The sequence below is a fragment of the Arsenicibacter sp. R0_47 genome, from assembly GCF_057652235.1.
In genome coordinates this window covers 17,090-42,146 of record NZ_JBYFCJ010000006.1, presented here as the reverse complement: position 1 = coordinate 42,146, position 25,057 = coordinate 17,090, and the positions used below count along the sequence as shown (strand labels likewise).

The following is a 25,057-nucleotide window of genomic DNA, read 5'->3' as shown; positions in this document are numbered from 1 at the left end:
GATTATAGAATTATCCAATGTCCCGCAGGGACACAACAGCGCAGCGTCGGTAGACGTCGCACAGGGCAGGATTATAGAATTATCCAATGTCCCGTAGGGACACAACAGCGCAGCGTCGGTAGACGTCGCACAGGGCAGGATTAGAGAATTATCCATTGTCCCGTAGGGACATAACAGCAGAGCGTCGGTAGACGTCGGTAGACATCGATTGGGTTTGCCAGAAAATTCGTGCCGTAGGTATGAAACCGGCGAAACAAAAAAGAGCTGCCGGTAAAACCAACAGCTCCTGTAAATGCCACGTTGACAGTTTATTAACCCCCGTTAACCCCCGTTTCGCGGATGATCTCAACCCAGCCACGGATGACAACCGGTGGCGAGTTTGGATCGAGGGTGGCAAACCGGACAGTCACGACGTAATAATAGATACCCGATGGCAGCTGCTGACCGGCATTGGTGCTGCCGTTCCAGTTGATATTGGGATCACTGGTTTCGTATACTTTCGCACCCCACCGGTTAAACGCCTGAAAATCAACCGTTGATACGAAAGCGGGGCATGGCATTGGCGTCAATACGTCGTTTTTGCCGTCACCGTTTGGTGTAAAGACGTTCGGCATCTGGAAGGCCGGACACACATCCTTACACACCCTATTACTTGGCGTACTCTCAAAGCCGGCCCGGTTAACCGCCGTCACATAATAGCAGCCTGCCACCGTAGTCAGGTTCATGTGCTGGTAGGTTGTTGTCGGCGCAATCACATTAGCGATCTTCTGTAGCGGCTGGCTGTCGTTGAACCGGCTGTAGTAAATGTTGTACGAAGCAATGCGCGGATCACACGTGCCACGGCTATCCCGCTCCGGATTTGTCCAGGACAGGTTGTTGGTAAAGGTCGTCTGATTGCAGAACGCCTTAGCATCCAGCGTCGCACAATCGAGCAGATCCAGCGTCAGATTCGGGGCACACGGCCGGGTTGTATCGCCGGCACTGGCACAAACCCCCTGCGAGAAGTTATTCAGCAGGCCAACCTTGATGGACGTTGTCGCCGCATAGGTACCGACGGTTTCAACGCGGTAGCAATAGCTGCTGTCCGGACTCAGCACCGACAGACTCGTATTGCCATCGGCCAGAATGTTGTCGGCACCGCGGTCAATATAGGTGTATGTCGAAGCCCCCTGCACCGGCACATCGGCAATGCGGTTAAACGGACCGTTCGGGCCTGTTTTGCTTCGATAAACACGATGTGTCTGATTGTCGTTCGTCCACGGCGTTGTCGCCTGCCATGTCAGCGTCATCTGGCGGTTACCGGGAGTCGCTGTCAGCCGCACGCTGCTGGCCGGGTCCGAAATATCGGAGCGCACCAGCTGACCCGATGCATCCGTGAAATAAAATTCCAGCTGATAGCGGTATGCATTCTGAACCGTATTCAGGTTACGGTCGCGGAAAACCGTATCGGCTGCCGTAGGGGACAGGTTAGTCGTAATGGCGGCTACCTGCGAATAGCTGCTGCCGTTCTGCCCCGTTGCACGGAACAGGCGGTATTGGAACGGCGCACCGCCGTCGGCCGGATTCAGGCCCAGTGGCCGGGTCCAGCGAACAGTAATAACACCTTTCGTGTCATAAGTAGAGTCAACCGTTACGTTGGTCAGTACCGGTGAGAGCAGCGGAAGATCCAGACAGAATTCGTTGGATGCCACACTGTAGCCACCGGTCGGCAGCGGATACTGGGCAACAACCCTGTAGCTGTATTTCACCCCGCGCTGAATGCTGGTCGTGTCTGTAAAGGTCGAAATCGTTGACGGAACACGGCCAATCTCAACGTACCCCTGATTGGCTGGTATGCCGGTCGTACAGGCAGGAATCGGACCGGATGGACAGCCGACTTTCCGGTAAACAATGATTTTAGTGTCAGGCTGAACGCTGCCCGACGGGAAGCAGACATACGGGTTCCAGGTCAGCTGAATGGCGCGTTTTGAGCCAAACGTCGTCGGCCGCCCGGTCAGGTTCTGCGGACGCGGGCCGATGACCTTAATATCAAAGGTTTCCAGCGTAGCTAACTGAGTGATGTTGCGTGCCGGAAAGTCAATAACGCGCACCAGCACTTGATAAGGGTCTTCACGGATATGCGCGCAGGCCGGTGTCCAGGAAAGCGTACCGGTTGCCGTGCCGCTTTGCGGTTGAGTGGGTGTTGTAAAGGTGGCATATGGCGTTGCAATAATCGGTGGATCATATTGTTTACCATCGGGCTGCCGGTTAAACATCCCCCCATAAACCGAAATTTCAACGCGGTTATTGTCCGGATCCCAGGCCCGGATAATCTGATTTACGGCCTGGCCGGCTTCAACGCAGAGATTGTTAGGGGTCAGCAGCTGAGGACGCTTGTTCGGGTTGTCGACAACGATGACCTGCATATCGCGGACAATTTCCCCGATCAGGACACCGTCCCGCCACTCTTCAATTACAAAAGCGATATTATACTGGCCGGCCACAGCGGGGGCATCCCAGCACAGACTACCGGTGTACGGGTCAATAGACAACGTGGCCGGTCCGTTTTTCAGCTCATTTTGCGCATTCGGATCAATGCCCCGTGCAGGATCACGATAGGCTGTCACATCGATACCCCGGCAGTGGTTGTTCCGTGGGCCTTGCTGCGGAATGGCCATCCGGTAGGCAAGACTGTCACCATCCGAATCAAAGGCGGCGGGGTTGTGGCAGAACTTCTGACCAACGCGGGCCGAGTCAAGCGGCGGATTCAGCAACACCGGCGAGCTGTTGAGGCCAAGGCCGGCATTTACGGTCAGGATGGTTCTGATCCAGAACGTAATGTTATCTGAGTTACCGTTATTAATGTTGATGGTTTGTCCGTTCCGGTTTTCGATGTAGGCTGAAATCTGGTACGTTCCCGGACCCGGATAGGTATAGGTTGTCCGGTAAATATTTATGGATGAAGTACCGCCGTTGATTTTTGTCTGAGAAGTACGTGGTACCAACCGTGAATTACCATCGCCGAAACAGATTTCCACTTCGGTGGTCTGACGGCTGGCTTCGGCTCCCCGGACTTCGTCAAAATAGGTAATCAGGGTGATTTCATACGTAAGCGGGTTGGTGCCGACACGCCGGGTTGTAATTTCACCGGCCCGTACGTGGGTAGCGTGGGATAGAGTCGGCCATAAGGCACCCAACAGAAGCAGGGTAACAGCCAACCATGAGGTATATTTCGATTTCATATAAATGTACGTCAGTAACCTATCAACGTGGAACAGGCCAAAAACTGTATTACGATTTAACTCAAACTTTATAAAATCCCTTTCGGTTTAATAAAGTTCTGGGCAGGAACCGGAGAAAAACGCCGACCTGACCGGCAAACTCTTTCTGGTTCTCTAAGCCTGAAAATATCGAATCCCTATTTCGCAGATTTACGGTGATTTTCCAAATAAAAACGACCGGTACCATTGACAAGTAATGCAGAATCAGGAAAAGGTAAGCTCCGATACCATATTGTTTCCGTATCCAGAGCAGGTTGGATACCTGTGCCTGCGTTTTAAACCGGTTAATATGCGTCACAACATGCTGGCGGTACTCTTCGCTGCTGCCAAATTCAAGGTGTACGACAAAGGCATCGCGTAACATCAGCAAACGACCCTGCTTGCCCAGCCGGTATCCCCATTCCACATCCTCACCGTACATGAAAAAACTTTCGTCGAGCTTACCGGCTTTGGCAATGGTCGAAGGACGGGTCATGATACAGGCTCCCGACAGCCAGTCGACCTGGTTAGGATCTGTATACACATTGTCCGGCACGAATTTATAGAGGAGCTTACGGAAAAAAGGATGCTGTGGAACGATGTAAAAATACCGGCGTATCTTTCCGAACGTGTCAAAAATATCGTAGTGAACCTGTCCTTCCCTGTTGATCTGCATGGCACCGACAGCGGCTACGTCTGGCTGATTATCCAGAACGTCAACAAAGCGGGCCAGCAAGTTTTCGACCATCAGCGTATCTGAATTTAGCAGCAACAGATAACGCCCTTTGGCATAATCCATTCCCAGATTATTCGCCCGCGAAAAACCGGCATTGTAGCCCATGTCAAGCCATTGGACGTCAGGGAATTGACTTAGAACAGTTTCGCGGCTTTGGTCCTTAGAGTCGTTATCGACAACTATAACGTCAAAGGTAATGCCCCTGGTGTGGGTATAGACAGACTGCAGGCAGTTATTAATTAAGTGGGGGGTTTTATAATTGACAATAATAATGCTGACGTCGATCAAAATACAATCAATTTTGTAAGGATAGGGGGCAAAGATAGGAATAACCGCGTTTTCTGGCTTACTCTCATTTTGAGAATTTAGCAATCAACGGTACTATCGGAATGCTGGCAGTGTGGTCTTTATATGGCTAATGAAGTAAATGACGGCAGATGGTAAGAAAGCAAAAAAAGATTCAGTGCCGGTCTTAAGCCTGCATACGAATGTCGCTTTATGTGAGATTCTGTAGCTAATGCGCTTACTGTCAGGTTTATTGTTGTTATGATGCAGCAGTAAGGCATGCCTTACTGCTGCATCATAACAACGTATTTATTTATAGCCTGATCCTGTTATGGTCTGACAATGCGTTTAATCGAAATCGGTACACAGGTAGCTGGCGGGCAGACACAGTTAGCCGTTAGAGTTACCGTACGGTCGGCGTAGCAGCCCAACTGATCGTACACCCGCACGGTGTAGGTCTTCGGTGCTGTCAGCGTCGTGGCAATCACTCCGTTGGCCGGTACCGGCTGCGTTGCCGGGTTGGTGGCCGTGAAGCTGCTGCCCTCGCTGATAGCGTAGCGGTAGCCGCTCAGGTCATTACCCAGTCCGCTCACCGTCAGTACACCGTTATTCTGCGGCGTGAGCGCGATACAGCTCGGGTTGGTGCCCGTTACGGTGAAGGTAGCCGGAATGGCAACTTCTTCGATGATAACCGGACAGCAACTGCCGTCAGGGCAGGTACCGGCTCCGTTGTCAACCACTACCTTATACTCACCGGCGGCGGTGGCGGTGTAGCTGTTGGTCGTGGTTTCGGCGATGAGCTGCGTGCCGTTGTACCACTGGTAGCGGCTGTAACCCGTCGGCCCCAGAATGCGGATCGCATAGCCCGATCCCTGGCAGACGCGGTAGGCCACGCTGACACAAGTCGTTGTGGTATCGCCCGGAATCCGTGCCGTGTTGTAATGCACGCCTTCGGCCAGAATGCTGGCTGAGAGCACCAGTGTGGCGGTCTGACCGGCGGCCAGTGAGGCAATGCTCCAGCTGCTGACCGGTGAGCCGGTGGCGTAGGTGCCGAGGCTGACAGAGGCCGAGTTAGGTACATAAGCCAGTCCTGCCGAGAGGAGATCTTCGACGACCACGTTGGTGGCCGGTGCATTACCGGTGTTGCTCAGGGTGACGGTATAGCTGATGACTTCGCCCAGGTTCGCGCGGTTCCTGCTGACCACTTTAGTAAGTGCCAGATCCGGCAGAAGCGGGATGACGGTTACTGTTACCGACTTAGTATCCAGACAGGTTGGTGTCAGGGCACAGGTGACGGAGTAGGTACTGGTCATCAGGTTAGCGGTTGTGCTGAGGATATTTCCGGTTACGCCGGTGAGGCTCCATGTCAGCTGACCGATGTCACAGCCCAGGGCGGTGATGCTCAGGGGGTCGCCTTCGGTAACAGTGAGGCTGCTGACGGAAAGTGTCAGGCTCGGGGCCGGAACGACGGTAACCTGCGCAACAAGCTCAGTAACGTCGGTGCCGTTGGTACAGGCGACGGTATATGAGGTCGTCTGAGCCGGATTGACGACGATGCTGGTTGTCGTCTGGCCATTGACGCCAGCGCCTGTCCAGTTAAGCGTACCCTGACAGCCGACGGTCGTAAGGGTAGCAGATTGCCCCTGACAGGTAATGGCATCACCGACGGTAAAGTCATTCGGATTGAGATTGCCGATGGTGAGTTTAGCCGACGAAGTACAGCCCAGCGGTGAGGTACAGGTCACGCTGTAGGTTGCGTTCAGATTTGCTGGTACGACAATGAATGAGCTGCCTGTAACACCGGTTGACCAGCTGGTATTGCCATTGCAGCCGCGAACGGACACGGTTACCGACTGCGCATCGGTGATGACGGTACGGCTGATGGTCAGGCTGGCTGGTGTTTCAACGAACGCGGTAGCGACCACGCTGCTGACCGAGCCGGTCGGTGTCGAGCAGGTAGCGGTATAGCTGGTGGTGGCCGTCAGGCTGGCGATGGCCAGTGTAGCGCCGGTGGTGCCGTTAGACCAGGCGATGGAGCCGTTGTTACAGCCCAGCGCAACCAGTGTCGCCGATGAACCCAGACAGACGGTCGTTGTGGTGGCTGTCAGGCTGGCCGGTGGCAGTGCATTGATGGCAATACTTGCCGTGGTAAAGCAGTTGAGTCCCGTGGTACAGGTCGCCGAATAAGTCTGTGTACTGTTGACCGGCGTCACCGAAATGACCGGTGTTGTCTCGGTGGTGTTCCACAGGACATTGCCCACACAACCAATGGCCGACAGGCTGACGGTTGAACCGGCGGTGACGAAGGTCGAGCTGGCGTTGATGTCCAGCACCGGCTGCGGATAGACGGTGACCGTGCCGACCGAAGCGGCGGTTGAGCCGGTTGGCGTCGAGCAGGTGGCCGTATAGCTGGTAGTAGCGGTCAGGCTGGCAAGGGCCAGCGTGGCGCCGGTGGTGCCGTTAGACCAGGCTATGGTACCGCTGCTGCAACCCGAAGCGACGAGCGTGGCTGACGAGCCGTAGCAGATCGTCGCCGACGAAGCGGTGATACTGGCCGGTGGCAGGGTGTTCACGGTGATCGAAGCCGTAGTGAGACAGTTCACGCCCGTGGTACAGGTCGCTGAATAAGTCTGCGTACTGTTGACCGGCGTCACCGAAATGACCGGTGTTGTCTCGGTGGTGCTCCACAGGATATTGCCCACACACCCGATGGCCGACAGGCTGACGGTTGAACCGGCGGTGACGAAAGTCGAGCTGGCGTTGATCGACAATAGGGGTCTTGGATAAACCGTGACAGTACCCACCGACGCGGCGGTCGAGCCGGTTGGCGTCGAGCAGGTGGCGGTATAGCTGGTAGTCGCCGTCAGACTGGCGATGGCCAGCGTGGCGCCGGTGGTGCCGTTAGACCAGCCGATGGTCCCGCTGCTGCAACCCGAAGCGACGAGCGTAGCCGACGACCCGTAGCAGATCGTCGCCGACGAAGCGGTGACGCTGGCCGGTGGCAGGGTATTCACGGTGATCGACGCGGTAGTGAAGCAGCCCGGACCTGTGGTACAGGTGGCTGAGTAGGTCTGGGAGGCGTTCATCGGCGTAACGGAAATGACCGGTGTTGTCTCGGTGGTGCTCCACAGGACATTGCCCACACAACCGATGGCCGAGAGGCTGACGGTTGAACCGGCGGTGACGAAGGTCGAGCTGGCGTTGATGTCCAGCACCGGCTGCGGATAGACGGTGACCGTGCCGACCGAAGCGGCCGTCGAGCCGGTCGGCGTCGAGCAGGTGGCGGTGTAGCTGGTAGTAGCGGTCAGGCTGGCGATGGCCAGTGTGGCGCCGGTGGTACCGTTAGACCATCCGATGGTCCCGCTGCTGCAACCCGACGCGACGAGCGTAGCCGACGACCCGTAGCAGATCGTGGCTGACGAAGCGGTGATACTGGCCGGCGGCAGGGTGTTCACGGTGATCGAAGCCGTAGTGAGACAGTTCACGCCCGTGGTACAGGTCGCTGAATAAGTCTGCGTACTGTTGACCGGCGTCACCGAAATGACCGGTGTTGTCTCGGTGGTGCTCCACAGGATATTGCCCACACACCCGATGGCCGACAGGCTGACGGTTGAACCGGCGGTGACGAAAGTCGAGCTGGCGTTGATCGACAATAGGGGTCTTGGATAAACCGTGACAGTACCCACCGACGCGGCGGTTGAGCCTGTCGGCGTCGAGCAGGTAGCGGTATAGCTGGTGGTGGCCGTCAGACTGGCGATGGCCAGCGTGGCGCCGGTGGTGCCGTTAGACCAGGCTATGGTACCGCTGCTGCAACCCGACGCGACCAGCGTGGCCGATGAGCCGTAGCAGATCGTCGCTGACGAAGCGGTGATACTGGCCGGCGGCAGGGTGTTCACGGTGATCGACGCGGTAGTGAAGCAGCCCGGACCTGTGGTACAGGTGGCTGAGTAGGTCTGGGAGGCGTTCATCGGCGTAACGGAAATGACCGGTGTTGTCTCGGTGGTGCTCCACAGGACATTGCCCACACAACCGATGGCCGAGAGGCTGACGGTTGAACCGGCGGTGACGAAGGTCGAGCTGGCGTTGATGTCCAGCACCGGCTGCGGATAGACGGTGACCGTGCCGACCGAAGCGGCCGTCGAGCCGGTCGGCGTCGAGCAGGTGGCGGTGTAGCTGGTAGTAGCGGTCAGGCTGGCGATGGCCAGTGTGGCGCCGGTGGTACCGTTAGACCAGCCGATGGTCCCGCTGCTGCAACCCGACGCGACGAGCGTAGCCGACGACCCGTAGCAGATCGTGGCTGACGAAGCGGTGATACTGGCCGGCGGCAGGGTGTTCACGGTGATCGAAGCCGTAGTGAGACAGTTCACGCCCGTGGTACAGGTCGCTGAATAAGTCTGCGTACTGTTGACCGGCGTCACCGAAATGACCGGTGTTGTCTCGGTGGTGCTCCACAGGATATTGCCCACACACCCGATGGCCGACAGGCTGACGGTTGAACCGGCGGTGACGAAAGTCGAGCTGGCGTTGATCGACAATAGGGGTCTTGGATAAACCGTGACAGTACCCACCGACGCGGCGGTCGAGCCGGTTGGCGTCGAGCAGGTGGCGGTATAGCTGGTAGTCGCCGTCAGACTGGCGATGGCCAGCGTGGCGCCGGTGGTGCCGTTAGACCAGGCGATGGTACCGCTGCTGCAACCCGAAGCGACGAGCGTAGCCGATGAGCCGTAGCAGATCGTGGCTGACGAAGCGGTGATACTGGCCGGCGGCAGGGTGTTCACGGTGATCGACGCGGTAGTGAAGCAGCCCGGACCCGTGGTACAGGTCGCCGAATAAGTCTGGGAGGCGTTAACCGGCGTGACGGAAATGATTGGCGTGGTCTGACTGGTGCTCCACAGGACATTGCCCACACAACCGATGGCCGAGAGGCTGACGGTTGAACCGGCAGTGACAAAGGTCGAGCTGGCGTTGATAATCAGTACCGGCTGCGGATAGACAGTGACGGTGCCGACCGCAAACGTCGTCTGGGTAACGGTTGTACAGGTCGCCGTATAATTCGTGGTTTGTGTCAGGGCAGGCGTTACCAGGCTGGTGCCCGTTGTCCCGTTTGACCAGCTGACCGTACCGTTACAGCCTGAAGCCGTCAGCGTGGCGCTGCTGCCGTAGCACACCGTTGCCGATGATACCACAATGGTTGCTGCCACCGTACAGGAAGCCGGAGCCAGATACGTCAGCGATGTCGATCCGCAGGCAGTGCCCGAGGAGACAATGGACACCGTATGGGTAATGCCATTGCTGGTCAGTCCGGTAACCGAGAAGGCGACTGACGGCTGTCCGGCGGTGACGCTGACCACCGAGGAGCGGGTACCGTCGGTGACGGTGAAGCTACCGGCCGGCGTATTGGTCAGTGAAATTGTCCCCGAGATTGAATATTGGTTGTTGACCGGATTACACGCACCCGCGGCTACTGTTGCTGCCAGATCGCACGTACAATCAGTGCGGGGGAGGAGGGAGGTTACAACAGCTGTGCAACACGGACCGTTATAGATGATAATGCTGTAGGATGTACCGGTAGTCGCCGTCGGGTTGGCCAGACCGGAGAACGAAGCAACACCGCCGGATACAGTTACGTTGGTAGTGGTGGTATACGAAGGTACAGTACCGCCAAAGGCCACAATAGCAGCCTTGTCGCCGTTAACGATGCCGCTTACGGTGATGCGTCCGTTGCTGTTAGCTGTATTGTTGGTCAGGTTACAGGTCGCCTGGGTGACGCTTATGGTGCCCGAGGTGATGGTCTGGCAGAAGAAGCCGACATCGAAAGTATGATCGGAGGTACCGATGGCATCAGTAGTGAGCGAGATAACCGGCGCGGTAATACCGGCTACGGTGGCCACGGCCGCATCGGAGTCGTTGAGGTCATTGCGGTTACCGCCGGTTGCGTTGGCCGTGGTCAGCAGGTACTTGCCGTTGCTGACGGTGAGCGTACCGCTGGTATACTGGCTGTTGGTGCCGAACACGAGCTGATAGGCCGTATTGGCTGTGAGTGCAGTTTGTGAACCGGCAAAGGTGACACTCGACGGGCTGGCGTAATTCGGGAAATAATACTCGCCGTTGGCATCGGTCAGCGTGCGGGCAATGAGTGTGCTGCCCTGATAGAGGGAAACGAATACGCCGCTGAGGCCTTTTTCGCAGGCATCCTGCTCGCCGTCCTTGTCGTCGTCGAGCCAGACACGGTTGCCGATCTGGAGCAGTTCGATGGTGTTACAGCTCAGTTCGATATCCCCCAGACCGGTGGCTTTGGCAAACGTACCGGGGTTTCCTGGATTACTACTGGTAACATCCGGCCCACGGGTAATGTAAACTGTATAGGCACCCGTCAGTTTGCCGGTGCTGTTATTCATGTACCGGACACCGCCCGCGAAAGGGTGTAAGTCGTTAGGGTCAATGGTTGTAACCACTACTTCGCCTGAACCCGGGCGGAGAGCCAGCCCCCCCATGATATTTTCCGCATGATACAAGGTCGTCCCGTTTTCCTGCACCCAGTTATCATTATAGAACTCCCCGAAGCCCGGGCCTTGGGAGTTGTTTTGTCCATAACCACTTGCCGGACCAGCTTTTGCATTATTTTCCAGCACAAATACACCATTGGCGTAAAACGCACGGAGCAGGTCACCGGCCTGTGAGTTGACTTCGTAGGTAGTGGTATTGTTTGTGGCGGCACCATCCGGGCGATAATTATAGTCACCACCCTGGAAACCGGTCCGGTCGCCGAACGCTAACACCATAGAACCGTCAATGTCGAACTCAATGTCGGTAAAAATCGGTACGGGGTGACGGAGAATGGTTTGCCCGCTTTGTCGTAACTCATCAAAGTTATCGGTCCAGGGATACCAGCCGGTATTGTTGACATCAGCAAATGCCGGGTATCCTTTTGGATAGGTCAGCGGGAAATCAAAAATCTGGGTAAAGGTAGAGCCATTGAACTCATACACAGATGCGCGCAGGTTGGATTTGCTTGCTGACGACTGCGCATCACAGACACCGCCGACATATACTTTCCCATTGTATACTTTAAGCGCCCAGGGACGATAAGCACCGCCTGAACAACTGGCAGGGATTGTGAATGATGCTACATTGGCAGTTGTCGGCGTTGTGCCGGTCAGGTTATACTGGGATATATCAATAGAATACAGCTTTTTGTCGTTCATATTGATAAGCCATAATTTATCCCCGTCTTCCGAAATATCCAGATCGCCGATACCGGTTTTGGCAATCTGTGCAAATGACTGCTGGTCATAACTTGGCAGGGTCTTGTCGCCTGACAGGCCACGGGCCGAGTTAGTGGCCATGGTACCCACATTGATCCCGATCGTCGTTACATTCAGAAACGTACTGGTAACGGGTGCCGCCGGGTTGGAGTAGTTTGTTACGTAAATACCTCCGAGACCCGCAGGACCAAGGCCGGCATGGCGCTTCAACACGGCGCTCTGAAATAAGCGCTTGGTATTTTTGTTGTAGGCTAACCCCCAGACGGTCCCGATTTGAGCAGCGGTAGCAATCGGCTGCTCACCTGTGAAGGTAGTGGCGGCTGTAACCCCGTAAGGGATGGTTACAAGCGCATCCGACAGGGCAGATGAACTGCCGCTGACGAGTGGGTCGCCATATACATAGCAAGGAACGAAGATCTGCGGAGTACTGGAACAGTAATCGATCGGATTATTAACACCTAGATTTACGTCACAGTTTGGTGCGTCAATAATCTGTACACTCGTACGGGAGTCTGAACCATTGATACCAAGATTATAAACGCCCGGAATACTACTGAACTCAACACGAACCGGATATTTAGTAACGGCTACCGGAAGGGTATAGCGTCCATACTGATCGGTTGTTGCTGTATACACCGTACCATCGCAGGCGATGGCTTTCACTACGACGGAGGATATGCCGACACTTTCGCCCGTCTGTTGTAAACCATCATCATTAAAATCCTTAAACACGATACCACCAATGTTGTTCCCTGAACAGCTGGTGGGTAAACAACCCACAGGAGCAGTATATGAGGCAGTGGCTGAGCAGGTTGGCGAGTTAGAAAATGCAGCTGTAATAGTGCCCGTAGTACCGGTCGCATTAATTTCAAACGCCACAACCTGAGGTGACACAATTGTCTGTGTACCGGTAACTGTGTAGCTGACCTGGGGATATACTACAGTAATCGCTCCGGGAGTTATTGTTTTACTCTGGGCGGCTGTCGTAACAACAATGTATCCGTTTGCCGGTGCATTACTCCAGGCAACCTCAACACTTATGGTTGCTTTACTGACTCCGCTGACGGAATAACAGCCAGAGGTAGTTACCTTGTTGATGTTAAGTGTACATTGAGCATAGCTGCCGGCTGCGCCGGCAAGCAGCAAAACGATGGTAAACCACCAGAAGCGGAAGTTCTTTATCCATTCATAAGAATATTGAATTCCGGCGTTCCTGTCAGGACATATCTGACGTTCGTCGGGGACGTCCGTTCCCGAATGGAGACAACAGTATAGTTTTTTCATAACCAGTAAAGGCTACATGCGCTAGAGAGAATAAGCAAGTATGCCTTCATTGGTGGCAAAAAATACGCCATTTATCAATATGTATCCTAATTTGATGAAAAAGTAAGTTGATGTTGTATTTTTTTGCGTTATAGTTGCTTTTGCTACGTTTTAAAAGCAGTAAACAGGTTGTTTTTGGTTTTACTGGTAAATAAGTTTGTTTGCTTATCAATTATTATGCCATAAACGTTAAATTATAGTAAATGCCACGATTTGTTTCCTGAAGTGAATAGAAGGCAGGACCGTATGGCTTGTTTCACTATAAAAAACCGTTTATCAGGCCCGGCCGAAATCATCGCGTTTGGGAATGGTACGACTTTAGAAATGCCTTCATTTGTGCGGGGTTCTTCAGCGCGTTCAGGTCGCTTTTGAGGGTTTTTGTCAGATTTTTGAGGGCCTTGAGGTCGGTGTTAAACCGGAATTCCAGCCCGATTGCCTGACCTGCGGGTCTGTCAGCCTGGCCCGAAATGGCTGACAGATACTGGTGGAGCCCTGACAGTTCCTGCCGGAGTTCATCAACCTGTTGCCGCAGAATGGTGTTGTAATAGGTCAGGGGTTCGTCGGCAAGGTTTTTCAGGTCGGCCTGGCCGATACGTTCAAACTCCAGCTGGAGCCGGAGCAGGGCCAAGAGATCGCTTTTTTCGTAGGCTTCGGTAACACGCTGCATGATGCCGGTTTTACGGACTTTCTCCGCCTCGTCGGGTTCGCGGTCGGGATGAAACGCTTTAACGAGATCCATGTACAGTGTCCGGACCGCCTTTGTGATGTTGCGTGCGGTCAGCTCCTTTCGGGCATCACGCGCCTGTTGCCTGGCCGTTTTGGGCTTTACCTGCCGTTTCCTGGCAGTGCTTTTGTTAACGGAACGTTCCTGCGTTGCCGGCATCAGCTCACCGGGTGCCGGTATAGGGTCGGTTGTGGCCGCTTCCGGTAACCGCTCCGGATCGTCTGCCGGATCAGACTGCTCCGGTTGATGCTGTTCAGTCAGAGCGTCAAATCCGTCGCTGTCGTATTTGTCATAAATGGCCTTTAATTCATCGAGGCCGTGCTGGTCGATAAGGTCAAAGGCAATCGACAGAATCAGGTCCGCCAGTTTTTTACGCTCGGCGGTAGTCGTATCCGGCCGGTCGTATGCCCGGTCAAATGTCCTGACCAGCTCGGCCCTGGCCTGATTATATTTTTGTAAGAGGGGGAGGTAGTCAGCGACGATACGCTGCCGGATCCGGGCGGTTGCCGCGCGGAAAGCCATTATCTCCGCCTCCAGTTCTGCAATTGTTTCCGTAAGCCGGTTAAACTCCTTCTGAGGCTTTGACAATGGCCGGCCAGTGGTTTCGGCAATGCTGATCCGGACAAGTTGTTGTGTCGACATGCTTTGTTACGTCTTGGAAGCGACAAAGATAACAACCTTCCGGACAGCCACCGGACAAACAGGCGTGGGGTGCTGTCCGTCCGGTGGTGTTCGCACTAGTGGTTGCTGCCGCTACTTAAACAGCGGGGCGTGAATCTCCTTCAGGGTTTCGACCGGAATTTTAATAACCTCGCGGTCGTAGGTCAGCAGTCCGTTCACTTCGCCTTCGACATCGGTCGTCTGCGTATAGACCGCCGCCGACAAGCCCAGCTTTTTGTACATCTCTGCAATCTTCGCGTATTTGGTGCGGTAGGCTTTGATGACCGTTTCCTGATCCTGATAGGTCTGGTAGCCCCAGTTGCGTTTGTTGACATCCCACAGGTGGTCTTTTACCGGCCAGCCGATACCGCCGAATTCGCCGACGACGATGACGTGGTTTTTCTTCGCCGCCGGTTCGCGGGGAACTTCTTCGTAGGTGTGAATGTCAAAGAAATCGCCGCCGCCGAGATCGGTCCAGCCGCTGACCGCATTCACCAGCCGGCTCGGGTCAAGGGCTTTCACCCAGTTGCCCATCCGCACGTTGTCGTACTGGCCCCATCCTTCGTTATGAACTACCCACGTTACAATGCTCGGGTGGTTATGCAGGCGGTTCATCATCCGGCGCAGTTCCAGTTCAAACTGTTCTTTGGCCTGTGATCGGCGCGGGGGCTCAATGTACTCGCTCGGCGACAGGTTCTGGCCGTTGAGGAAGCCCGACGGCATATCCTGCCAGACCAGCATGCCCATGCGGTCGCAGAGGTAGTAGTAGCGGTCCGGCTCCACCTTGATGTGTTTCCGCAGCATATTGAAGCCTGATTTTTTCAGGAAATCAATTTCAAACGCCATGCCTTCGTCCGACGGCGGGGTCAGCAAACCGCCCGGCCACCAGCCCTGATCGAGCGGGCCGTTCTGAAACACCGGCTTGTTGTTGAGCAGCATGACCGGCTGGCCCGCTACCGGCCCAGGGCCCATCGAGATTTTCCGCATGGCGAAGTAGCTCGTTACCTGATCAATCGGTGTGCCCGTAACTTCGGCTTTGGCATAGGCAGCCTGTTCGGTGGCATTGTTGCGCGGCCGGTTCCGGTTTTCCACGTTCGGGAACGGATCGGCTACCGTGACGAGTTCAACCTTGAGATTATACAGGAACGGGCTGTCGGGCGTCCAGAGTTTTGGGTTATTCACCGGCAGCGAGGCATGACGACCGGCTTTTACGAGTGTGCTGGCAATGACATTGGTGCCGTCCAGGGCAGTAATCCGGATGCCGGTAGTATTGTTTGTCACCGGTTTGTTCAGCAGCACATCGACGTAGAGGCGGCTGGAATCAAGATTGGGGGTCAGCTTTACCTCATCGATATAGGCAGGGTTCGCGACCGGCTCCAGCCAGACCGTTTGCCAGATGCCCGATACCGGCGTATACCAGATACCGTTCGGGTTCAGGAGCTGCTTGCCGCGCGGCTGTTCGCCTTCTGAGGTAGGGTCGGTAACGCCCAGCACAATTTCGTTCTGACCCGGTTTCAGGTAGTCGGTCAGGTCGAAACTGAACGGATCGTTGCCGCCGGTATGTGAGCCAACCAGGCCACCGTTGACCCACAGGTTCGATTCAAAATCGACGGCCCCGAAGTGAATCAGTACCCGCTGGCCCTGCCACTGCTGTGGGACGGATACCGTCCGGTGGTACCATAGCCGTTCCGAAGGCTTCAGACCCTTGTTGACCTGCGACAGGGTAGATTCGACGCAGAACGGCACCAGAATTTTGCCGTCATAGCTGGCGGGTGCTCCTTCCGTTTTCGGGCGGATGGCGTAGTCCCAGAGGCCGTTGAGGTTTTGCCAGCTGGTCCGGACCAGTTGCGGGCGCGGGTAGTTTTGCCAGGCATTTTCGGGTGTTACGGCTTTTTCCCACTTGCTGAGGATCGTTGCCTTCAGCGGGGTCTGGGCATTGCCCATGGTCAGGCTCAGTACGGCGAGGCTGCCGCTAAGCCAGGAAAAGAGTTGTTTTTTCATGGGAATAGGAATAAATGAAAACCACATAAACCGGCAGCTTACACAGTCTGGCTATGTATACCCGCGGCTTATGTGGTTCGAAAGACTTATTTTTTCAGTTTCTGCTCAAGCACTTTAATGAAATAACCGCCGACAACGCTGCGGGCCTGGAAACCGACCATGCGTCCGTTGGTGGTTTCGTGCCAGTCGTTGAGCGGAACCCGCGACGGGGTTTCGGTAGCGAACTTGTAGATCGGGTTCACCAGCGCATCAAAATCGTTCCGGTTGTCGGCCAGGGTAGCGGTCCACATAATCCAGTCGGATTTAGTGTACGTTTTCCGGCTGTCGAGCGGCAGACCGTACGGTTGCTGTTTGGTCAGGTAGTACTTGATTTCCTTGTCGTAAACAGCTTTCGGAAACAGGTTCAGGCCCAGCAGTTTGTCCCACACAAGGTTGTATTTCTGGCTCCAGGTGCCTTTTTTGTCAAACGTGAGGGCATAGTGGTCGCCGTCCTGAGCCATCTCCATCCAGCGTTTGGCCATATCGGAAGCCATCGCGCGGTACTTTTGGGCGGTAGCTTTTTCGCCGAGCTGATCGGCCAGCATCGCGTAACAGCCGAGGCCGACAATCGCCTTCACCGACAGGTTTGCGTTCCGGGCGAGGTGACCGGCAAAGTCATCCGTGCAGAGCTGGTTGGCCGGATCAAAACCATCCTTGCTCAGGTATTCGGCCCAGGTTGTCAGGGTCTGCCAGTGTTTTTTAGCATAGCCGGCATTGCCTTCTGCTTTGGCAATAGCCCCGGTCAGAATCAGCATGTTGCCCGATTCTTCTACCGGCATATCTTCGCCGTAGGTCTGGCCGTTGGCCAGCGGATACGTACCTAAATCATGGGCCGCAAACGGTTTTTTCCACTTGCCGCTTTCGCTGTAGTAGAAAATGCCGTTCAGCATGCCTTTCAGCAGCTCAGGATTGTAGGCGAGGTACAGCGGCGCCGACGGATAGGTTACGTCGACGGTATTAATCGACCCGTTGCTGTAATTTTCTTTCGACAGATACAGCAGGTCACCCTGCGGGCTTTTCACCAGTTTGTGGGCAGCATTGGCCTGGCGGTAGGCCAGCACACACAGATCCGCGTAGTTTTTGCCACCGGCCTTGAGGGCGTCGTTGTAAAGCTTCTGGTTAAACGCAGCACATTGGGCCAGAACCGATTTATACTCAGTAGCGGCCTGAGCCAGTTGTTTCTCAATGGTTTGTGCCGCATCCAGCCGCCACCATGGTTTCAGGTTGTCGCCGAAATACTGGACCGAATACTGATCGTCGTAGCCCAGCATAAACACCTGCTCTTTCGGGGTGCTGCTGACCTTACCCAGCGAAACGGACGTGTTCAGCACCAGGTGCTTGCCGGTTGTGGTTGCCGCCGGTTTTACATCGGCCGAGAACGATGACAGGGCCTGGTCGTCGCTCGTGGTGTATTGCTGAACACCGGCCTGTTTCGGAACGGCTACGTACATATACCCCCAGTCGATACGCAGGTCATCGCCTTTTTTCCGGAGTACAGGCTGGGCCTGCGAACCGGCTTTCAGAATCGACAGCTGGCCGTTGGTGTATTGTTCGGTTTTCACCGGCTGAACGGCGGTGTTCACCGACAGATCGGTTGAGGCGCCGAGATAGACCGATACGTCGTGGGCGGCACCGTCGGCAGACGTTACTTTATAGGAAACATACGAAACCGGCCGTGCGTAGAGGGCAAGGTTCTGAATCAGCAGCGGTGAGGTAAAGGTCACCGCCAGATTTACCTTACCGGCGGCAAACTGATACGTCGTCTGGGTGGCGTTCAGGTCAACGCTTTTCTGAGTAGCCGACCGGATGCTGGCCACCTCTCCGGCGACCTTTTCAATGGCAAGGCCCGCATCGAGCCAGGCACCGCCGGCGGTGTTGGCGCAGTGAATGGCCAGTACGTTTTCTCCTTTTTTCAGCTTTGCCTTTGCCGCTGCCGGAATAGCATGGTACCGGAACTTGTTCGTCCAGCCAACGTGGCTGTAGACTTTTTCCCCGTTCAGATATACCTCCACATTATCGTCGTGGTGCAGTTTCAGCAGCAGGTTATCAAGGTTGGTATCAGAGAGGGTAAAGGTCCGGCGTACCCAGAGGTTTTTGCTGTTCCACTGCGTTTTTGCGCCACTATTATCGCCGAACGGCGCTGTGGTGGTTTTCCACTGGCTGTCGTTAAAGCCTGGATTTTCCCAGCCGGCGGCCGGTTCTGATTCGGTAAATTTACATTGGTAGTTTTCTTCATCACCGGCGGCCAGAATACTCCGGAAACTTTTGCCGGGCTGGCCCAGAAACCGGTATGTGGTGCCATCGACCTTGATCAGGCCAATCAGGGAGTTGTCGGTGCCGGTCCAGTGTTTAGTGGGCGAGCTATTCAGTGAATCAGAAAATGACCAGACACTGAAATAGGGATCGTGGGTTACGAGCGGGTAAGCCGGAGCAATCCTGCCGGAGGTCTTTTGGGCAACAGAATCGATGGCCGGTGTCAGTAAGGATAAACCAGGCAGTAAAGCAGCGAACAGTCGTTTGCGCAGCATAGATGTTGAAAAACAGGTTAGAAAAAGGGGGTGTAAACGTGAATAAAAAAGGTTAGCCGTCGAAACGATCCGGCTTCGGTAACAGTTTCCAGAGCTGATGATCTGAGTTGGTCCATTTACTGAGCACTACCTTTGCGTTGGTCTGATCGCCGGAGACGGTCAGCACCAGATCGGTACCCGTTGGCTGAATACGGTAATAGCCGCCGGAAACCTTGACGAATTTCCAGGTCTGGGCGCTCAGGTTTTGCTGAATGGTCTGCTGCGAGATAGCATCCCCGTCTTTGGGTTCGGCCGGGGCCTGAATGGTCTTGTTGGAAAAGTAATTCCGGAGCTGAAATTCATCGGCGGCTGTGGCCGGCATCAAATCCCAGGTCAGGCATTTCCAGCGGTACTGATCGTAGGCCACAACCGGAGCATTATCCTGCCGGCTGGCGTTGTAGGGACGTAACAGTAAACCGGTTGCTTTATTCTGAATCTGGTGCGCTTCGGTTGGCTTCGGGTCAGTAAAGCCGGCAAGCAACAACGACACACTACACCAGAGGAGAGAAATGAACAGAGTTCTCATGACTGTAAGGGTTAGTTTAAAACGCGTTATTACCAAGAGAAATTTAAGGAGGCAAACAACTCATTCGTAGCAAAAAAAGTCACTGCCAGTTAAAACTAACTAGCGTGTGACGGACTTTCTACTCCATTATCCTTTTGCACAGGGATAAAGATCTTCTTCTTTATAGCGTGTTAAAATCACTTGCTCCGGGTTCAGAACACCGATGATCGTGACAGGCCCGGGTAACTATCTTTTCCATATAACAGCCCCGTGTAGCATACGCCTGTTTACGGACTGTTGAGCTTTTTTATTTGTAAGTAACTGTATGTCTTGTGATATCTGATTTGAGTAAATAAAAAGTAGTTAATTGATTTTTATGGTTGCTTAATGGCGTTAAAAGTGCCTGAAAAGTGGCTTTTTTTTTCCGGCAAAGCTGGTTTGGCAGGATTGTGGTATCGATTGGCAGGATTGGGTCATTCAAAAGCCAGTACTTTGGGGGTAAATACCAAAACAGTTTTCTGTTTGCAGTTACCTGTAAGCATCTAAAGCCCCCAATATAACATGTACGCTACACTGACTGATGAATTGTTAATCCAGGCTTTTTTAGAAACGCGTAAACCAATCTTTTTTGATGAACTGTACCGGCGATACTTTACCAGAGTAATGCGCATGTGCCAACCCATTGCAGCCACAACGTTTGAGGCAGAAGATATGGCACAAGAAGTCTTTCTGAAAGTACTGGCCCGCCTTGATACCTTTGGTGGACGGGCACAATTCGCGACCTGGCTACGGGTAATCACCCGGAATTATTGCAGCGACCAGCTCCGGAATGCCTCAAAAGAGGAACAGCGGTTCAACGAATATGCCGCATTTCTGACAAAGGAGGCAGGCGTGTCTGGCTATGACGACTATACACAGCAGGAAGAACAGATCCGGTACCTTGATCGGGCACTGGTGTATCTTACAACACAGGAGCAGAAGCTCCTTCATGCCCGATACCAGCTCCAGTTACCCGTTGAGCAGATTGCACTGCAGGAAAAATGTAAGCTCAGTACAATAAAAATGCGGTTGTCCCGGGCAAGAGTACGGCTGCGGAACGCTTATATGCAGGCCGCTCACCGTGACCTTGTTTCAGGCAGCCGGTCGCGGAAACGCTATGTACTCATCGACTATAAACAACTGAACCAACGGTCGGCCTTCATGGTAAACTGACAGAACAAATAACCCCGCCGGGAGACCTGGCGGGGTTTATCAGCTATTTACCACTGATTGCCTTCGTAGACCGTTCATCGTCTACTTGTTTAAGCAATTCCTTTACCGCTACATCGAGCTGTTTGATCTGCGTCGTGTAGCTTTCCCCGATCGGCCGTTTGACGGGAATGTCGACGGGCCGTGGGGCTAATTCCATATTTTTGCCGCTGTTATCGGTAATTTTCGAGAACGGTAACCGGATACTCGATCCGTCAATCAGCTGGGCTGCCGAGGTAAAGATAATCCAGCCTGCCGTTGGCTCGCCTACCACTTTACCCAGTTTCAGCGACCGGTAGCCTTCCGTAAAATCTTCGGCATCCGACAGTGAGTGCTGGTTTGTCAGCAGAATGGTCGGCCGCTCCAGTGCGCGCTGACCAAGCTGTGTACGGGCCGGTGCAGGCGGCAGTCCGCGTGAGGTCATGGTCATGTAGCCTTTCCGCGCAAATACGTCGATGGCGTAGGCATTCACAAACCCTCCGTTATTGTTCCGGACATCCACAATGACCCCGTCGCGGGCGTGATTATCGGCATCCAGATCGATATACAGCTGGTTCAGCGATTCGGCCGACATATCGGGCATGTGCACGTAGCCCAGCCGGCCGTTGCTGGCTTTATCGACGTAATCGCGTTGTTGCTGTACCCATTGTTTATAGAGCAACCCTTTTTCGGTGGCCAGATTAACCGGCAGGATGTTGATTTCCCGTGAGCCGGTGCCTTCAGCCGTAGCGGCAACCGTCAGCGTCACCCGCCGGTTGATTTTATTACTCAGCAACTGATCAATGTTGGTTTGTCCGTTGATGGTTTTTCCGTCAATGGCCAGTACGTAATCACCGGTTTTCAGGCCGTTGGCGAGTGCCGCAGGGCTGAGGGCAATGATTTCGGTGATCCGGAGTTTACCGGTATTTTCGTACGTAACCCGGTCAAAGCGAAGGCCCGTACGGCCGATGGTTGGTTCTGCTGCTCCCTGCGGATAGGATACGCCCGAGTGGGAGGCATTCAGCTCGCCAACCATCAGATTCAGCAGCCGGCGGAGTTCATCGGGTGTACGGGTGCCTGCCACAAACGGCTCATACTCCGATTTAACCGACTGCCAGTTGGTGCCGTGGAAGTTTGCGTCATAAAATCCTTTGTTCTGCACGTCCCAGGCTTGCTGGAACACCTGCATTTTTTCGCTTGCAAAATCAACGTCAAGTTCGGCCGTTGCAGCAATGGCTCTGGGTTCCCGGCGATCCAGCGATACGGACTGGATCCGGCCCTGCTCCAGATAATAGACTTCTTTACCGTCGCTGCTGAACTGTGCACTGCTCTTGACGCCGGGCGTAGATGTCAGCTGACGGGCTACCGGCCGTTCGCCGGTGGATTCGTCCAGCGAATACGTATACAGGTTCTGACGACCACCGACCGTGGCGACCAGCAGAAGGGTTTTGCCGTCTTTACTGATGCTCTGTGCATCCAGATCGACGCCGACCGGTAAAAGGCTCAGGCGCTGGCGGATGTCCTCAAAGACAATCGTTGTGCTGCTGCTGCCCGATGCTTTGGCGGTGGCTGTGGCCGAAGCCAGTACGCTGTCGGCCCTGGCCGGCTTATCGGCCGGTGCGGTTGTCGCCGGTGTTGCCGGACGAAGGGTTTTCGGTAGTTCTTCGTTGAACAGGTCGCGGAACTGATCTTCGCGGAATTTAGGAGTTCGCGGCACCAGATCAATTCGGGCCAGCTGGGCGGTTTCGGTCCGCTGAGTGGTGCCGAAGAGGATGTATTTGCCGTCCGGGCTCCAGCTCAGGTTGCCGCCGAAGGTATTGGCAATGAAACTGACAGCCTTGCTTTCACCACCGGCTGCCGGTACTACCCATACGTTACGGAAGGTTTTTGCCCCGTAGACCGCGAAAGCAACCCACTTGCCGTCGGGCGACCACACGACAGAACCCGAACTGCTGAACGGAGCACGGCCCAGATAACCTTTATACAGTACGCGGTCTTTCTGTGTGGCCAGATCAAGTACCCGCAGTTCCTGCCCGTTGCGGACAAAGGCCATGGATTTGCCGTCCGGCGAGAGCACCGGACCGCTGTCGTCCTGATCACTGCTGGTCAGGCGGGTTTCTTTCCGCGTCGCAAAGTCATACTGGTAGAGGTTGCCCGCGCCCGACCGCGTACTGACGTATATCAGCGCCCGGCTATTGGGTGTCCAGACCAGCTGTGATTCAATGGAGGGCGTATTACTGACCTGAACGGCGTCGCCGCCGTCTTTGGCAGAAGCGGCAAATACCTCGCCATGAGCCGTAAAGGCCACTTTTTTGCCATCCGGCGATACCGCCAGATCACGGAACTGTCCGGTCAGTTTCAGGTGATCGACCGATGAGCCGGCCGCCGCACCGCGCAGTCTGATGCTGACAGGTGTGGTCTGTTTGGTGGCTGTATTGTATGACCAGATGCCAAAATCCCGTTCAAAAACAATGGTTTTGCCGTTCTGGCTGATCGACGGCCACAGGACACGACCTTCTTTGAAGGAGGTGAGCTGAGCGGGTTTGCCACTGAGTGGCTTGGTCCAGATATTTTGCTGACCGCTACGGTCTGAAATGTAGTATATCGTCTGCCCGTCCTGACTCCAGAGCGGCCAGAGTTCTTTGGCTCCGCCTTCGGTAAGTTGTTCATAAACAGGCTTACTGTCTTTGTTACTGATCTGGCAGGTCCAGATTTCGGTCTGGTCGATATGGCTGCTGCCTTTACGCCACCACTGAGCGGCCGAGATGCCGCGTGCCGAGAATGCCAGCAGGCGGCCATCCGGTGAGGGCGTACCGAAAAACTCACTGGCATAGCGGTCGGCAGTGACAGGCATGGGCGTTCCTCCCTGGATATTAACCCGGAACAGGTCGTTCATCCCCGCGATATCTTTCGTGGTTGACTGGAAATAGACCATGCGGCTGTCGTGACTCCAGGCAGTCGGAGACTCGGCACCGTCATCGTACGTCAGGCGGCGGAGTTCACCGGAGTCAAGCGTGAGCAGGTAAACATCGCCGTTTCCGGTGCGGGTTGAGCTAAAAGCAAGGTATTTCCCGTCGGGCGAGTACAGCGGACGGGATTCATAATCGGCATGCGCCACCAGCAGACGGGCATCGCCGCCCGATGCCGGAACGGTCCAGATATCTCCTCCGGAAATAAACGCGATTTCGGTGCCATCCGGCGAAATACCGGGCTCGGCAAAGGCAAATTTCGGAGTCGTCTGCCCGTTGGCAACATACCCGATTGTGGTAGTACAGGCCAATGCTAACGCCAGCAGCCGGGATCGGTTTACGATAAACATGAGCGATACGTATTGATTAGTGAAGCGAAAGACGATCTGAAGCGAGTCGCAGGCTAGTGTACTACATAGCCGGTCAATTTACCGTGTCTACACACGTTGTTGCATAGGAGAAAAGATAAGTCTGTTGATGAAGTATAAATCGAACACTAATTTACGTACAATTTTGCAGAAAAGAGAATACAATTCTGTAAAATTTGCTGAAACAGGCGCAATATTGTAAGTAATCTTAAAAATAACGTATAAAATGGTGGCTACGGAGCCGCTATCATACAATCAGAAGAGCAGATTCAGATCCGGCTGTGCATATTTCAGGATCTTCAGATACATGTCGGTTTTGGTTTGATGAACGCCTTCAATCCGCAGAATCCGGTCGTTGATTATTTCGAGCAGGTGGTTGTTATCCCGGCACATGACGTCGACCTGCAGGTCAAAGTCGCCGGAAGTCAGGGCCAGAAAGCTTACTTCGCGGTATTCCTGTAACTGAGCCGCTACAGATTCAATCAGCTTGGCAGGCCGGATCGAAATTTTAATGTGGGCATAGGCATGAAAGCCAACGCGTTCGGTGTTTACGCGGCCGACAACCTGAATGGTTTTATCGTCGATCAGTTTACTGGCCCGCGTGCGGATGGTACTGACCGAGACACCCAGATGCTCGGCCATGTCGGTAAATGACCGGCGGCCGTCCTGTTGTAGTTGTTCCAGAATGGCGTAGTCAAGTTCATCGAGCGTCGAATGGCCGGTTGGTACTTTTTGTGATACGTGCATGTATGTCAGTGCTTTATCCGGGAGAAGGAAAAAAAGAAAGGCTTTTCAGATCTGATGCCCGGATAAATATGCAGGATTTTCCGGACAGAACAAAAGGGCATTATCTATAAATAGGTTAGCGGACGAGAGGGGATCCCTATCTGCCGGCAGGCTCCCTGCCATCGGGAAAATAGGAGACGCACACCATAAGAGTGATACCGGCCCTAAACTGCTTTTACCCTGTCAAAACAGGCCCTTTGGCAGGATTCGGGTATCGATTGGCAGGATCCTGGTATCGCGGGCAGAATTCTGGTATCGATTGGCAGGATTCGAACTGCCGTGCAGGCGTACTTTGCGCGGTTAGTAAACTTGTATTTTCCCAATCACTTCACAATCCATTTATGGACTTATCCAGTTTACCCT

The 25,057-nt window shown here is 54.5% G+C and carries 10 protein-coding genes; 1 reads left to right on the top strand and 9 read right to left on the bottom strand.

From position 1 onward, the window contains the following. Window positions 1-311: 311 nt before the first annotated feature. From AC23NW_RS13235 to AC23NW_RS13205, 7 genes are all read right to left on the bottom strand, one after another. Window positions 312-3,221 carry a T9SS type B sorting domain-containing protein gene (locus tag AC23NW_RS13235; protein WP_487450072.1) on the bottom strand — a complete coding sequence of 970 codons (2,910 nt, stop codon included), beginning with the start codon at window positions 3,219-3,221 and terminating at the stop codon, window positions 312-314. 61 nt (window positions 3,222-3,282) lie between these two features. After that, on the bottom strand, window positions 3,283-4,263 hold the full coding sequence (locus AC23NW_RS13230) for a glycosyltransferase family 2 protein (RefSeq protein ID WP_487450071.1): 981 nt from the start codon (window positions 4,261-4,263) through the stop codon (window positions 3,283-3,285). A 326-nt stretch (window positions 4,264-4,589) separates the two neighbouring features. After that, entirely contained in the window at window positions 4,590-12,809 is an 8,220-nt protein-coding gene (locus tag AC23NW_RS13225) for an SdrD B-like domain-containing protein (protein WP_487450069.1), read from the bottom strand. Window positions 12,810-13,140: 331 nt separating this feature from the next. Continuing rightward, complete coding sequence (locus tag AC23NW_RS13220; RefSeq protein WP_487450068.1) at window positions 13,141-14,214, bottom strand: hypothetical protein; 1,074 nt, start codon at window positions 14,212-14,214, stop codon at window positions 13,141-13,143. A 111-nt stretch (window positions 14,215-14,325) separates the two neighbouring features. Further along, window positions 14,326-16,233: a glycoside hydrolase family 2 protein gene (locus AC23NW_RS13215; protein WP_487450066.1), complete on the bottom strand. Its 1,908-nt coding sequence runs from the start codon at window positions 16,231-16,233 to the stop codon at window positions 14,326-14,328. A gap of 86 nt (window positions 16,234-16,319) precedes the next feature. Continuing rightward, window positions 16,320-18,800, bottom strand: coding sequence for a glutaminase family protein (locus AC23NW_RS13210; RefSeq protein WP_487450064.1), 2,481 nt, complete (start codon window positions 18,798-18,800; stop codon window positions 16,320-16,322). Between the two features lie 52 nt (window positions 18,801-18,852). Further along, window positions 18,853-19,365: an RICIN domain-containing protein gene (locus tag AC23NW_RS13205; RefSeq protein ID WP_487450063.1), complete on the bottom strand. Its 513-nt coding sequence runs from the start codon at window positions 19,363-19,365 to the stop codon at window positions 18,853-18,855. Window positions 19,366-19,905: 540 nt separating this feature from the next. Between AC23NW_RS13205 and AC23NW_RS13200 the strand changes: the two genes are divergently transcribed. Beyond that, entirely contained in the window at window positions 19,906-20,556 is a 651-nt protein-coding gene (locus AC23NW_RS13200) for an RNA polymerase sigma factor (protein WP_487450062.1), read from the top strand. A 43-nt stretch (window positions 20,557-20,599) separates the two neighbouring features. Here AC23NW_RS13200 and AC23NW_RS13195 read toward each other — a convergent pair whose 3' ends face one another. Both AC23NW_RS13195 and AC23NW_RS13190 read right to left on the bottom strand, forming a co-directional pair. Further along, window positions 20,600-23,890, bottom strand: a complete 3,291-nt coding sequence (locus tag AC23NW_RS13195; RefSeq protein WP_487450060.1) for a S41 family peptidase — start codon at window positions 23,888-23,890, stop codon at window positions 20,600-20,602. A gap of 273 nt (window positions 23,891-24,163) precedes the next feature. Further along, window positions 24,164-24,655, bottom strand: coding sequence for an Lrp/AsnC family transcriptional regulator (locus tag AC23NW_RS13190; RefSeq protein WP_487450059.1), 492 nt, complete (start codon window positions 24,653-24,655; stop codon window positions 24,164-24,166). Between the last annotated feature and the right edge of the window lie 402 nt (window positions 24,656-25,057).

Coding starts and splice junctions, on each gene's coding strand:
- AC23NW_RS13235 (WP_487450072.1), bottom strand. CDS start 3,221: ATGAAATCGAAATATACCTCATGGTTGGCTGTTACCCTGCTTCTGTTG.
- AC23NW_RS13225 (WP_487450069.1), bottom strand. CDS start 12,809: ATGAAAAAACTATACTGTTGTCTCCATTCGGGAACGGACGTCCCCGAC.
- AC23NW_RS13220 (WP_487450068.1), bottom strand. CDS start 14,214: ATGTCGACACAACAACTTGTCCGGATCAGCATTGCCGAAACCACTGGC.
- AC23NW_RS13215 (WP_487450066.1), bottom strand. CDS start 16,233: ATGAAAAAACAACTCTTTTCCTGGCTTAGCGGCAGCCTCGCCGTACTG.
- AC23NW_RS13210 (WP_487450064.1), bottom strand. CDS start 18,800: ATGCTGCGCAAACGACTGTTCGCTGCTTTACTGCCTGGTTTATCCTTA.
- AC23NW_RS13205 (WP_487450063.1), bottom strand. CDS start 19,365: ATGAGAACTCTGTTCATTTCTCTCCTCTGGTGTAGTGTGTCGTTGTTG.
- AC23NW_RS13200 (WP_487450062.1), top strand. CDS start 19,906: ATGTACGCTACACTGACTGATGAATTGTTAATCCAGGCTTTTTTAGAA.
- AC23NW_RS13195 (WP_487450060.1), bottom strand. CDS start 23,890: ATGTTTATCGTAAACCGATCCCGGCTGCTGGCGTTAGCATTGGCCTGT.
- AC23NW_RS13190 (WP_487450059.1), bottom strand. CDS start 24,655: ATGCACGTATCACAAAAAGTACCAACCGGCCATTCGACGCTCGATGAA.